9 protein-coding genes are annotated in these 14,919 nt (G+C 36.2%); 2 read left to right on the forward strand and 7 right to left on the reverse strand.

Translation table 11 applies throughout. The features are described from left to right. The first annotated feature begins 1 nt into the window (after position 1). Positions 2–1,483 carry a SusD/RagB family nutrient-binding outer membrane lipoprotein gene (locus tag P178_RS0104505; RefSeq protein ID WP_027065097.1) on the forward strand — a complete coding sequence of 494 codons (1,482 nt, stop codon included), beginning with the start codon at positions 2–4 and terminating at the stop codon, positions 1,481–1,483. Between the two features lie 191 nt (positions 1,484–1,674). Beyond that, positions 1,675–4,935 carry a VCBS repeat-containing protein gene (locus tag P178_RS0104510; protein WP_231500501.1) on the forward strand — a complete coding sequence of 1,087 codons (3,261 nt, stop codon included), beginning with the start codon at positions 1,675–1,677 and terminating at the stop codon, positions 4,933–4,935. A gap of 32 nt (positions 4,936–4,967) precedes the next feature. Here the strand turns inward: P178_RS0104510 and P178_RS0104515 are convergent, their stop codons facing one another. From P178_RS0104515 to rimM, 7 genes are all read right to left on the reverse strand, one after another. After that, entirely contained in the window at positions 4,968–6,416 is a 1,449-nt protein-coding gene (locus P178_RS0104515) for a sulfatase (RefSeq protein WP_027065099.1), read from the reverse strand. Between the two features lie 35 nt (positions 6,417–6,451). After that, complete coding sequence (locus tag P178_RS0104520; RefSeq protein WP_027065100.1) at positions 6,452–8,509, reverse strand: chitobiase/beta-hexosaminidase C-terminal domain-containing protein; 2,058 nt, start codon at positions 8,507–8,509, stop codon at positions 6,452–6,454. A gap of 1 nt (position 8,510) precedes the next feature. Then, complete coding sequence (locus tag P178_RS0104525; protein WP_081819389.1) at positions 8,511–9,317, reverse strand: chitobiase/beta-hexosaminidase C-terminal domain-containing protein; 807 nt, start codon at positions 9,315–9,317, stop codon at positions 8,511–8,513. Then, positions 9,314–10,348: a peptidylglycine monooxygenase gene (locus tag P178_RS0104530; protein ID WP_027065102.1), complete on the reverse strand. Its 1,035-nt coding sequence runs from the start codon at positions 10,346–10,348 to the stop codon at positions 9,314–9,316. The genes P178_RS0104525 and P178_RS0104530 overlap by 4 nt, the downstream gene beginning before the upstream one ends. Further along, on the reverse strand, positions 10,348–11,841 hold the full coding sequence (locus tag P178_RS0104535; RefSeq protein WP_027065103.1) for a DUF1501 domain-containing protein: 1,494 nt from the start codon (positions 11,839–11,841) through the stop codon (positions 10,348–10,350). The genes P178_RS0104530 and P178_RS0104535 overlap by 1 nt, the downstream gene beginning before the upstream one ends. Before the next feature lie 2 nt (positions 11,842–11,843). Continuing rightward, positions 11,844–14,195 carry a PSD1 and planctomycete cytochrome C domain-containing protein gene (locus P178_RS0104540; protein WP_027065104.1) on the reverse strand — a complete coding sequence of 784 codons (2,352 nt, stop codon included), beginning with the start codon at positions 14,193–14,195 and terminating at the stop codon, positions 11,844–11,846. Positions 14,196–14,385: 190 nt separating this feature from the next. Beyond that, complete coding sequence (gene rimM / locus P178_RS0104545) at positions 14,386–14,913, reverse strand: ribosome maturation factor RimM (RefSeq protein WP_027065105.1); 528 nt, start codon at positions 14,911–14,913, stop codon at positions 14,386–14,388. Positions 14,914–14,919 lie beyond the last annotated feature (6 nt).

Below are 14,919 nucleotides of genomic sequence, written 5' to 3' on the forward strand. Positions count from 1 at the left end.
TATGAAAAAATCAATATTTATACTAATGTTCGCACTACTTTTTGTTGGTGCATGTGACGATGGTTTTGAGGAATTGAATGTCAATCCTACCAAACCAAGTCAAGTTGCAGCTAGTAATAAGCTAACTGCTATTATAAAATTTATCTCTAGTGAGCGATATGACAATTGGAGAGCTGGTATGATTTACCAATCTACAATGATGCAGCATATTTCTACAACTGCAGGATACTGGAGTGGAGATAAATATACTTGGAACAGAGGCTATGCTTCTTCTTTATTAGATCGTTATTATGGCAACGCCATAAAATCTATAGAAGATTTGCAATTTCAATTAGAAGAAGAGAGTGCCCCGGAAGAAATGAAGGCTATTGTAAGAATATTGCGTGTTTTTGCATATTCAAGGCTAACAGATCTATATGGTGATGTACCTTATAGTGAAGCTGGCAAAGCTGTAATAGACGGTATTTTCCTTCCAAAGTATGATGCACAAAGTGAAATATATCCAGATTTATTAAAAGAATTGGAAGAATCAGCTGCCGCTTTAGGTACTGGAACTTCAGAATTTGGATCTGCAGATGTAGTTTACGGAGGTGACCAAGCTAAATGGAAAAAACTAGCAAATTCATTAATGTTACGTTTAGGTCTTAGATTGATAAAAGTTGATCCAGCAGCATCTCAAGCATGGGCAACCAAAGCAATTGCTGGTGGAGTAATGACTTCAAATGAAGACATTTTCTACCTACAACATGATGCTGATAACAAGAATGGAATAGGAGAAGTTTTTACAGCAGACAGCAATCCAAGAATGAGTAAGACTTTCATTGACTTTTTACAAGGTGGTGATGACCCAAGATTACCAATTTTGGCAGCAAGAAGAAGTGATGGTAGTACTGCTCCTGAAGATTTAATAGGTTTTCCTAATGGTTTAGATTCACCAATGTTATTAGAGTTAACAGGTGAGGACAATACAGATGCTTATGCAGAACCAAATAGAAGTATCATTACAGGAGAAACAACTCCAATGATTTTCCAAACATATGCCGAAGTGGAATTTATGTTAGCAGAATCAAATGTACGTTGGGGTCTTGCTGGTGATGCTGCTACACATTATAACAATGGTGTTACCGCTGCTATGAAACATTTATCTCTATATGGAGAAGATGCAGTTATAGCTGATGAAGACATTACAGCTTATTTAACTGCGAACCCATATGATGCTGCAAATGCCATAGAGCAAATAAATACCCAATATTGGGCAGCAACATTCTTAAATGAATATGAAACGTTTTCTAACTGGAGAAGATCAGGTTTCCCTAATCTTACCCCAGTAAACTACCCTGGTAATGTTACCAACGGTACTATACCAAGAAGACTTACGTATTCTGAGAGTGAACAAAGTACTAACCCTGATAATTATGCAGCTGCAGTAGCAGCTCAAGGGCCAGATGTTCTTACCACTAGAGTTTGGTGGGATGCACAATAACAATATTACGACAGGTTTTTGAGTGAAACCTCTCATAATAGTTGAGTTAATTTATATTGAGTTTGAAAAGGAGAGGAAACTCTCCTTTTTTTTGTGTAAAATAGTATCTTGTAATCATGAAAACCAGGCTTTTATTTTATTGCTGTTCTTTACTGCTAATATGCTGTAACACTACCACTAAAGAAATTGAAGTGAATGAAAAACTTTTCACTTTACTAAAATCTGATGAAACAGGAATCGACTTTAACAACCGTATAAAAGACGATAAGGATAAAAACATTTTTGCATACGCCAACTTCTATGGCGGTGCTGGTGTTGGTGTTGGCGACTTTAATAATGATGGGCTTCAAGATATTTTTTTTGCAGGCAATATGGTGCCAGACAAATTATACATCAACCAAGGCAATTTAAGTTTCATTGACAAGACTGAAGAAGCGGGTATCATAAATTTTGACGGGTGGTCAACCGGCGTTACTGTTGCGGACATTAATAATGACGGACATTTAGATATTTATGTCAGTAGAGAGCTTTATGATGAAAATCCTGAATGGCGAAGAAACCTATTATACGTCAACAAAGGTGATGGTACATTTGAAGAAAAGGCAGAAACATATCAGATAGCAAATACTGAAAGAACTAGACATGCTACTTTTTTAGATTATGATAAAGATGGGTTGTTAGATTTATTTCTTTTAACGCAACCACCAAATCCTGGTAGTCTTTCGCAATACCACAATGCAGACAATCTTCTTATACCTGAATATGCATTAAAACTTTATAAAAATAACGGAGACACTTTCAAAGATGTTTCTAAATTGGCAGGAATTGATAGAACCGGATTCCCCAATGCTGTTTCTGCAAGTGACATAAATAATGATGGCTGGACAGACCTTTATATTGCCAATGATTTTTATGCTCCAGATTTTTTATTTTTGAACAACCAAGACGGTACTTTTTCCAGTATTGAAAAAAGTGCTTTAAAACAGACTTCTTATTACAGTATGGGTGTTGATGTTGCGGACATTAACAACGACCAAAACCTAGATATTTTTGTACTTGACATGGTCTCGGAAGACAACTTTAGATTAAAATCTAACATGAGCGGAATGAACATTGGTTCTTTCTGGAAGGTTGTAGAAGATGGTGGGGGTTTCCAATACATGTACAATACGTTACAACTTAACAACGGTAATGAAACCTTCAGTAACATTGCACAATTTTCCGGTATGGCAGCAACCGATTGGAGCTGGTCTAACCTCATCGCTGATTTTGATAATGACGGGTTAAAAGACACCTATGTAACCAACGGTCTTCTAAGAGATATTAGAAATACCGATGCTGATAAAAACGTAGCTAATTACATAAATACTACTAGGGCAAATTGGCTTCAGAAAAACCCTAATGCACAGAACATTAAAAGTATATGGGACGTAGTTGACCTAGAAAAAGCAGTAAGCATGGTCCCTTCCCAACCTTTAAGAAACTATGCTTATAAAAACAAAGGAGAACTTGAATTTGAAAACAGCTCAAAAGAATGGGGTTTAGATGATGAATCATTTTCCAATGGTTCTGCATATGCAGATTTTGACAATGATGGTGATTTAGATTTAGTAGTAAATAACATCAACAACGAGGCTTTCTTTTACAGAAACAACTCTGAAACGGCTAACGACCGAAATTTTCTAAGAATTGAATTAGTTGATGATAATCACAAACCTACCTTTGGCGCTAGAGTTCAAGTTTACACCTCACAAGGTGTGCAGACTTTAGAAACTACCAATGTTAGGGGCATCTATTCTACAAGTGAATCTACCCTACATTTTGGACTAAACAATCTTAATAAAATAGATAGTCTTACCGTACTATGGCCTAATGGAAACATTACTAGTAAAAAGAACATTCAGACAAATCAAATCTTAAAAATTTCATCTAGTGATTCTAAAAAAATAACACCGAAAACAGAAGAATCTTCCAAATACCTTTTTGCGGATAGGACTTCATCATTTCCGGCTAAATTCAACCATATAGAAAATAGCTTTGATGATTTTGAAAAACAGATTTTACTACCTCATAAATTATCGCAGTTCGGACCAGCATTAACTGCTGGTGATATTAATAATGATGGTTTAGATGATTTCTATATTGGTGGTGCCGCAAATCAATCCCCTTCTCTATTTGTTCAAGAACAAAATGGAAGTTTCAAAGAAATTGAGACGGCATTCTGGAAAAAAGAAGCGGCATATGAAGATATCGACGCTCTTTTTGTAGACATTAATAATGATGGATTTACAGATTTGTATGTGGTAAGCGGTGGTAACGAATACCCAAAAAACGATTTCCATTACACTGACAGAATTTATCTAAACCAAGGTAATGGAATTTTTAAAAAAGGTGCAATTTTAAATAGCGCTAGAATTAGTGGTTCTACTGTAAAAGCAGCAGATTATGATGGTGATGGCGATTGGGACCTTTTTATAGGCGCTAGACACACACCACAGCAATATCCTAATCCGGCATCTAGTATGTTGCTTATTAATGATAACGGACAATTATCAAACAAAACAGAATCATTATCCCCACAGTTATTAAACATGGGAATGGTAACCGATGCTATTTGGAGCGACTATGACAATGACAGTGATTTAGATTTAATTGTAGTTGGTGAATGGATGCCTATCACCATCTTCGAAAACAACAATGGAAGCTTATCAAAACGTGAAATGGAAGATTTTAAATCATCTTACGGGTGGTGGTTTAGCATAGAACAAGGAGATTTTGACAATGATGGCGATATGGATTATATAGCTGGTAATTTAGGTCTTAATTACAAATACAAAACTAACTCCGACAAACCTTTTGATGTGTATTACAATGACTTTGATGCCAATGGCAACGCAGATATTGTTCTAGGCTATTATAACAAAGAAAAGCATTACCCACTTAGAGGTTTTTCTTGTTCCTCTGAGCAGATTCCAGATTTAAAGAAAAAAATTGTAAAGTATGACGCTTTTGCATCCATGGAATTAAAAGATGTTTACGGCGAGGAAAATTTAAAGAACTCGTTGCATTACAGCGCAGATACTTTCGCTTCTGTCTATATTGAGAATATTGGTGATGGAACCTTTAAAATGACCAACTTACCAAACTTAGCTCAGTTAACCAACCTCAACGACATGCTTATAAGCGATTTTAATGGCGATGGGTCGTTAGATGTTCTTGCTGTAGGTAACTTATATGTGTCGGAAATAGAAACCCCTAGAAACGACGCTGGCACAGGTGTCTTGTTATTAGGTGATGGAAAAGGCAGCTTTACCGCAAAGCGTGGCTCAGAAATTGGTTTTTATGCCGCTAAAGACGCAAAAAAACTAATAACGATTACCAATAATAAAAAGGATTATTATTTAGTAGGAAACAACAATGATGCACTTCAGTTCTTTGAACTTCAAAAGTAGCAATTACAGCTGTTAGATAAATTAGAAATGAATTAGTCTATTCTACCAGGTAATCTATTCTCGGTACCTTCTATATCCAAGAGAAAATCTCCCAGTCTATTTCGCATATCATTTGCCAACTTTTGAATGGTAGCGACTACCTTGGGGTTCTTTGCTGCAACATCCATTGTTTCGCTAATGTCGGTTTCCAAATTATACAATTCTATTTGGTTTAAATCTATCATCTTATAATTACCAGGCAAACCATCTTTTCCCGGCTCTTGACCATTCATTGTTCTATACCTATGTGGAAAATATAATTTCCATTTACCATACCTAACGCCAAACAATTCATTAATCCTATAATAAAAGAAATACGCCTCTTGGGGGCTTTCATCTGTTTTTCCGATAAAAAGGCTCCATGCACTTTTGCCATCTATTATATTATTTGGTAGCGCTGCATTCGTCACCTCTGCTATAGAAGGCAGTATATCAATTGCCATAACAGGAGCATCAATAGTTATACCTGCTTCTATTTTCTCTGGATATTTAATTAAGAAAGGTTCTCGTTGTCCGCCTTCCCATCCGGTTCCTTTACCTTCCCTAAATGGCAAAGCACTACCAGAATGATTTCCGTATGCTAACCAGGGTCCATTATCTGAAGTGAAAATGATAATTGTATTCTCAGTTAAACCATTTTTCTCTACTGACTTGATAATTTCACCAACAGACCAATCTAACTCCATAATTACATCACCATAAAGTCCTCGATTGGATTTACCTTTAAATTTATCGGAGACAAAAAGAGGCACATGTGGCTGTGGATGCGGAACATACAAAAAGAACGGATTATCTTTATTCCTTGTTATAAAATCTACACTACGCTCTGTAATTCTGGTGGTAAGATTCGTTTGATCCGTAAGCGTATCTATCACTTTTTCATTCTCAAATAAAGGTAAAGGTCCAAAATCAAAAATAGGTCCCTGTTGTGGATGCAAGGGCCACATATCATTAGAATATGGTATTCCAAAATACTCATCAAAACCTTGATTATTCGGCATAAATTCTTGTGCATCGCCTAAATGCCATTTCCCAAAAATAGCGGTAGCGTATCCATTATCTTTCAACATTTCGGCAAGGGTAGTTTCACTTGGGTTTAACCCAACCTTACTATTAGGCATAAAAGCATTATGTACGCCTATTCTGTTTGGGTAACTGCCAGTTAAGATTCCAGCTCTAGATGCTGAACAAACTGCTTGGGCGGCATAAAAATTAGTAAGCTTTGCCCCATCTTTTGCCATTTGATCAAGATTCGGGGTTTCAATATCATCGGCACCAAAAACACCTACATCATTATAGCCTTGATCATCCGTAAATATTAAAATGATATTTGGTTGAATAGACTCTTTTACATTAGCATTTTGACCTATTATCTGCTGTCCAATAAAAATTGATAGTACGAGTAAACAATTCAATTTAGTAATCATATTATATTTTTTCATCTTTTATAAGATTTAGCAGTATGGATAGACAAAATTTAATTTAGCACCACCTCATCAATGAAAATCCAGCTTTTACCACCTGGATCTGTATGCCAATTAGGGTTCTTTAATGGGCTTTTAATGGAAACCTTTACGTACTTGGCATTGGTTGGCGTAACATCTAAATCGAAAAAAGTAAGTTTTACTTCTGCATTTGGATCTTCTTCTCCCATATTCTTTCTGCCAATCTCTTTAAAACTGGTACCATCATTTGAAACAGATACTACAAATGCAGTTGGATAAAAAATCCAACTGGCAGGTGCAGACAATGCTCCTATAGATACTTTGGAAATTGAATTTTGTTCCTTTAATTCTACTATAGCATCTAGATGTTTACCTTCAAAACCTAGCCAATTACCATCCACGAAATTTGTAGAACCACGTTTTTGATCCATTAAGGTTTTACCTTTTTGTCCTTTATATTTTTCGTTAGGGGTCGACAGTAGATTTACATTTGCGTAAGCGATATTATTCTTGATAAACGTTCTTTCCGTTACAAAACTTGGCTCCCACTCCTTCTTCACCGCTATTGCCTTTACATTAGCGGTAGTTGTTAAAATAATATCGTTGTCATACTTCAAAGATGATTCTGTAGGTACAGTGCCATCCAGCGTATAATATACATCCGTACCGTCAAAAAGACTTTCTATACTGATTTTTAAACTATCGGAAAAAAAACTAGCCTCACTAATAATAGTTGGCGGATCTAAAACAGTTGCCTCAAAAACATCAGCTCCTATTTGCTGTATAGTGATACCAGGTAAGTCTTTTTGGAGTTGGGCTAACCCGTCTGTACTTACATCTGTTTTCCATAAATATATATTCTGAAGCTTTTTATTATCCTTTAACTTAAATATCAATTTATCGGTTATGGCAGTACCATAAAGATTTAAAGATTCTAATAACTCAAATTCGTTTAATTCTTCACTAATAGCATCCGTTACCTTGGTATGTTGCAACTTCAATTTAAGTAGATTTTTGAACGGACTTAAGCTAGACATTAGCTCGTCATTAAAATTACTGAATCCAAAATCCATCTCAATAATATTAGGAGCATACTCTTCTAGCAGCTCTAATTGATCCGCGGTTATTGAATCCATACTAGCCATAGAAACAGCTATTAAATGATTTTTTGCAGATAGAGTCTGTACAGATACACCTGCACTTCTAACTCCTAGTATCCATCCTTTTGGCACTTCTTGTGCTTCTTTGGCTAATACCGCAATAGCAGAAGTATCTTTTTCTAACGAAGATAAAACGGCAATCATTTTCTCTTCTCTTGGCAGTTCGTTTACTTTACATTCAAAACAATTTTTATTTTCTATCCACCACTCTAACAATGCTTTTTCATTATCGGTCAATTGAACCTTACCTTTTGGCGGCATGTGGTCTTCATTCTCCAAAGGAAGATGAACTCGCGTTAAAAATAATGAATGTTCTTCTCCAGAAATGGTATCGAAAAGACTGCCGCTATCTCCACCCTTAGTTATCTCGTTAGGATTACTCATTAACAAGCCTCCCTTTGCTTTGTTAGCATTATGACAGCTAACACATTTATCATCTAATATTGGCTGAATCACTTGAGCATAAACTTGAGCTTCCTGTATATTGGTTATAACAATTTCTTCTTGCTCCTCAATAAATAAATAATCCTCACCATGGGTCATGTTCCCACCAAAATGTCCAGTTAGGCTAATTAAGCCAAGTACCGTCAAGAACATTGGAATGTACGTTTTGCTTACCCAACCTATTTTACTGCGCTTCACTAAATAAAGTAATACTGTAGTAACGGTAAAGGCTACCGCCATCCATCTATGTAAAAAAAGTGAATCTTCATCATAGCCACTTTCTTCGCCTAAAAGCCAACCTGTACCTAAAGACAATAATGCCGTAATACCCGCAACTAATAGCGTGAATTCAACCACCTCACTAAAAGATTTTTTTGCTCTTATTCTACCATATACTTCTAAGATAAAGGCAAGCATAATAATACCAATGGGCAAGTGAACGAAAAGCGGGTGAAGATGCCCTATTTGTATACTTAATTGAATCATGCTATTGTATAATTATTTCGTCTATAAAAACCCATGGTGTAGTACCTTTTCCTTGATGCCATTCTGGTATCGCCTTTAATGGATAAACCACAACCTCTAATTTATCATAGTTGCCCTTTACTAAAGGAACACTAAGAAAAGTTGCGCTATTTGAAGTTTCTTTATCACTCTTAGGGTAAGTTGTTGTACCAACGATTTTTCCATCATCTAAAACCTCAATTTTTCCAGGAGCAAAAATCCAGTTAGATTGATTTGTCAAAGCACTAATAATAACTTGAGAAATTTCAACGTTTTCATCAAGTTTCAATTCAGCAGAAATAGTATCTGTTTGAAAACCCATCCATTGTTTATCACCACCAAATTGAGTGCTACCTTTAGTAAAATCCATTAAACCCTCAGAGCCCAAACCGGGGTATCTATCGTTAGGCTTTGTAGATAATACCATTTCTTTAATTACCCTTTTATTCGCAATTTTCACTACTTCAATTTGAACCTCTTCACTCTCCAAATAATCCGGATGAAAAACTTTCGCTTTAACTACAGCACTCTCCGTCATTTTCAACGGTGTAGTATATACTTTAGAATTCTGATTAACAGGACTACCGTCTATAGAATATTTTACTACAGAATTAGCTAAATCTACATTGATAGTTACCGTAGTGTGTGATTCAAAAAAAATAGCCGAAACATTTATACGCGGGTCAGATAATTGAAACATATCAGTAGATGCATACACCGTATTCTGAGAAATACATGCCTGACACAACATAATTATTGCGAACAAAGAATAGAATGTACGTTTCATCATATTCTATTCAATTTTATAGGGTATGTCTTTCCAGAATTCCACTGCGCTACATACAAATTATCATCTTCATCAACACAAACATCGTGCGGATGAGTAAATATTTTAATAGATTGAAACATCGGATTTAAACCATTCTTACCATAAACCGGTTTGCATCCGCCTGGTGCAGAAATCAGCTTATTATCTTTATCTAAAATAGAAATAAAGCCTGTACCATCTGATCCATCACCAGACCAAATCGTCGCCAAATAAATAGTATCATCTTTAATTACGGCTCTACAAATAAAAGCTCCAGGTAAATCTATACTCGCTATAAATTCACCATCCATCGTAAAACGTTTTAATTTATTCTGTTGCCTAGCCGTTATTAATAGCTCAGGGTTTTTCCCATTTCTTGTGTCTATACAAATACCATGAGCGTTATTAAATAAATGGTCAGCATCTCCCTTCCCTCCAAAAGTCTGCAACAACTCCCCTTTTGCATTATAACGCATAATATATTGAGCACCATAACCGTCTGCTATATATACATCTCCATTTTCAGCTATGGTAGTTTCGGTAGGTATATATTGTTCTTTAGCGCTATATTTTCCAGATTCTTTAGGATAGGTAAAAACTTGTACCACCTTCCCGTCTATAGTTGTCTTTATAACCTCATGCCTGCTGTTGTCTGATATATAAAGAAAATCCTCACCATTTTCAACATTCAATGTTAACCCGTGAGCACCAGGATAATCTGTCCCCCAGGTTTCTAACAGTTTACCGGAACGGTCGTAAACTATGATATTATTTTTGGTGTGATTGGTTAGTAGTAAAATTCTGCCCTTAGAATCTTGTACCATTTCATGGCAATCGTTCACAGGATAGTAATTAGGATTCAAAGCTCCCCAATTAAGATCTATCTTATATTTATGACTACCGTGACCAATAATGGCATCTTTATACTCGAGTAAGCTTGCACCTACAGAGGAACATGTTAACAATCCCGCTGACGCAGCAGCAGTATTTCTTATAAAGGTTCTTCTCTCCATTACGTTAAAATATCGTTGATTACTTTTCCTTCTACATCGGTAAGTCTAAAGCGTCTACCTTGATATTTATAAGTGAATTTTTCATGATCAATACCCAATTGATGAAGCATAGTAGCCTGAAAATCATGTACGTGTACAGGATTTTTTACAATATTATATCCAAATTCATCAGTCTCGCCATAAACAATACCAGGTTTAATTCCGCCACCAGCCATCCACATGGTAAAGCATCTTGGGTGGTGATCTCTACCATAAGTAGTATCTGTAAGTAAACCTTGCGAATAGTTTGTTCTTCCAAACTCGCCGCCCCAAACCACTAACGTGTCTTCTAACATACCACGTTGTTTTAGGTCAGCAATTAATGCAGCAGATGCTTGATCTACATCTTTGGCTTGTTTTTGTATAGCACCAGGTAGGTTATCATGTTGATCCCACCCCATGTGATATAATTGAATAAAGCGAACATCTTTTTCTGCCAAGCGCCTAGCCAGCAAACAGTTTGCAGCAAACGTACCAGGTATTTTAGCATCTGAACCGTACATTTTATAAATATAATCTGGTTCACCGTCAGTATTCATCACATCTGGCACAGAAGTTTGCATTCTATAGGCCATTTCATACTGTGCTATTCTACTTTGTATTTCTGGATCGTTAGATTCTTGATAATGTTGATCATTGAGTTCTGCCAATTTATCTAACATTGACCTTTTAACATCGGCAGTAGTACCTTTAGGGTCATTAAGATAAAGAACTGGATCTTTAGCCGCCCTAAATTGCACACCTTGGTGAAGGGAATGTAAAAATCCATTACCCCATAGTCTAGTATATAATGGCTGACCATTTGGTCTACCAGAACCTCTTGATAATAATACTGTATAGGCAGGTAGGTTTTCATTTTCGCTACCTAAACCATAACTTAACCATGAACCAATACTTGGTCTTCCCGGTTGTTGTGATCCGGTCTGAAAAAAGGTCACCGCTGGATCATGATTAATAGCCTCTGTATACATAGACTTTACAATACAGATGTCATCTACCATTTTAGCAGTATACGGCAACAAATCACTTATATAAGTCCCGTTTTGGCCATAACGTTGAAAACCAAAATTAGAGCCAACCAAAGGGAAGTTATCTTGCCCAGAAGTCATACCCGTTAAACGTTGTCCATTACGTATTGATTCTGGTAAATCTTCGCCCCTACGTTGATTTAGTAGTGGTTTATAATCGAATAATTCTAATTGTGAAGGTCCTCCACTTTGAAACAGGTATATAACTCTTTTTATTTTCGATGGATGATGTAAAGAATCCAACACTCCTTTTACACCTGCAGGACCACTATCGGCAGTATACAAACCATTTTCACCTTTTCTAAATAAATTGGTTCCCAATAAAGATGCCAGACCTATTCCGCCAACACCCATTGCCGCTTTACCTAAAAAAGACCTTCTATTTAATATAAGTGACCGCTCCTCAACTATTTTCTTTTCGCTCATAATCAGCCTCTATTTATAGTTTCATCTAAATTCAAAATTGTATGTGCCGTCAACGTCATGGCGACCAACTTTTGTTTGTTCATATCTGTTGGCACTTGACTTTTACCGATACTCAAATATTCTTCTGCAGAGATTTCACCGTTCTCGACTTTAGTCAACATTTCATCATAATAATCCACTAAAGACTGGGTTTCAATCTCGTTTGGCAGTCTAGATGTAGCCTTGTAGAATAATGTTTTTATCTGTTCATTTTCAGCATTAGGGTTTGCTATCATCTCACCCACTGCAGCAACCCTAGCAGCTTCTACCATTTGGGGATCATTTAGTAAAACCAATGCCTGTAGCGGCGTATTTGTTTCTTGTCGTTTTACCGAACAATAATCTCTAGAACTACTATCAAAAGTCATCATACTTGGTGGAGGCACGGTACGTTTCCAAAAAGTATACAAGCTTTTTCTGTAGACATCATCACCTTCACTTAGTGTGTATGAAGCCGTGCTACCTCCACCTCCACCGGTAGTTTCTTCCCAAATACCTTCTGGCTGATATGGCTTAACACTAGGTCCGCCAACTTCCTTATTTAATAATCCACTGAACGCTAAAGCTTGATCTCTTATGGCCTCTGAAGATAGACGTAGACGAGATGCACGAGCCAAATATTTGTTTTCTGGATCTTGTTCTAATTTCTCAATTGTTGATTTTGTATCCTGCTGATAGGCTTCAGACATGGCAATATATTTCAACATTGCTCTCGTATCCCAACCTTCATCCTTGTATTTAATAGCCAAAAAATCTAGTAACTCCGGATGCGTAGGTAACGACCCCTGATTACCAAAATCGAACGATGAAGCTACAATACCACTACCAAACATACGCTGCCACAATCTATTAACTGCAACTCTGGCCGTAAGTGGATGCTTATCTTCAAACAACCATTGCGCCAAGCCTAATCTATTTTTAGGATACTCATCAAAAGGAAGAATGGACTCAGGAGTATCAGGAAACACTTCAGCACCATATTGATCGTAAATTCCTCTTTCCAATATAAAGGTTGACCTAGGCTTATCCATTTCTTTCATCACCATTACTGGCACCTCTTTCATTTCACTTTTTTCAAGATTGATAAATCCTAAGATATCATCTACTTCTTTTGAGGTTACTTTTATATATGGTTCTGGTAATTCCGCTGCATTAGCCAACAATCCCTTTTCAGGAATATTATTAAAAAAGCTATAAAATTGAAAATGTTCCTTTTGACTTATAGGATCATATTTATGATCATGACAACGGGCACATTCTAAGGTAAGACCTAAAAATGCCGTACCTAACGTTGTATTTCTATCTTCTACATATTCAACCCGGTATTCTTCAGGAATCACCCCACCTTCGGCAGTTATTTTGTGATTCCTGTTAAAACCGGTAGCTAATATTTGTTCTAAATTGGCATTGGGTAACAAGTCCCCAGCTAATTGATATGTTACGAATTGATCATAAGGCATATTCTGTTTAAATGCATGAATTACCCAATCTCTCCAAGGCCACATTGTACGTTCAAAATCATCTTGATATCCATGAGTATCGGCATATCTTGCAATATCCATCCATTCTGCAGCCATATTCTCAGCATAGTCCACAGACAATAATAATGAGTCTATTATTTCTTCATATTTTTCTTTAGATGGATCTGCTTTAAATTTTTCTAGCTGACTTATAGTAGGTGGTAGTCCAGTTAAATCGAACGTAACCCTTCTTAATAATTTCTCACTAGAAGCCCTATCGCTCGGACTCATATTCTTCTCCGTTAACTTACTAAGAACAAAAGCATCTATTTCATTAGTACCCCAATCGTTATTTTCTTCATTATTAGGCACTTCTTGAGGAGCTGGAGGAATAAACGCCCAATGTGTTTTATACTCAGCTCCCTGCGCTATCCATTTTTCTAGGATGGCTTTCTCAAAATCTTCCAAAACCAAATTAGATTCCGGTGGGGGCATCATTAAATTACTGTCTTCCGTAAAAATTCGTTCCACCAAGCTACTTTTAGAAGGTTCGCCTGGCACAATTGCAGCATGATCTTTTAATTTACCTAAAGCTCTGTAAGCCTCTTCGGCAGAATGTAGAGAAAGGTCGCCTTCAACAGCATTTTTATCTGGACCGTGGCATTTAAAACAACGATCAGATAAAATTGGTTTTACATGAAAGGTAAAATCTATTTTTTCCGGCACACTATTCTGAGTACTATTATTTGCTAAAGCAATTGTCTTCTCAGATTTAGAAGAACAACTCAACAAAATACAACAGATAAAAGCTACGGTGGTAAACCTGAAAAAATCAGTCGTAAAGTTCTTGGTCATTAGTGGTGGTTTTTAAACTGTCATGAACTTACAAAGTTTACCAACCACATACAGTTAAAATTCGACCAATAACGAAGTAAAGAAGCTAAATAATATTAGAATTCTCAAAAATGAATTAAAATATTATCAGTCTTACAAAATCTCACTACTATTAGTAAAAGACTAATAATAAATAGCGGGGATTGTACTATTAAGATAAGTATAGGTCTACCAGACCTTCAGGAGTTTTTACAAAAATACTTTTGTTGGCGCGATCTACTTTGGTAATGATATCATCGCTTACGGGAATAAGCAGTTGCTTATCCTCTTTTTGTACTTCAAACAATGCTTGTGCCGTAGTATCATTTACGCTTTGCACAATACCAATATCTCCATGAACAGCGTCTATCATATTAAAACCTACTATTTCATGATAATAAAATTTATTACCGGTAAGTTTTGGCAACATAGTAAGAGGTAAATAGAGTCCAGATTTCATAATGCGATCTGCATCAGATTCTGATTTCACTTCTTCAAAATCTATACGAAGTAAGTTTGATTTATGAAGACGGCATCTTTTAATAAAAAATGGAACCAGATTGTTTCCTAAAGAAACGAATACTGATTCCATGTTTTCGTAGATCTCGGGGTCATCGGTATCTAGTTTTACTAGCACCTCCCCTTTGAAACTATATTTTGAAACGATATTACCTAGGTAGAAACAATCTTCCTTGCGCATCGTCTC

It is taken from the genome of Maribacter sp. Hel_I_7, from assembly GCF_000688315.1.
Taxonomy (GTDB): Bacteria; Bacteroidota; Bacteroidia; order Flavobacteriales; family Flavobacteriaceae; genus Maribacter; species Maribacter stanieri.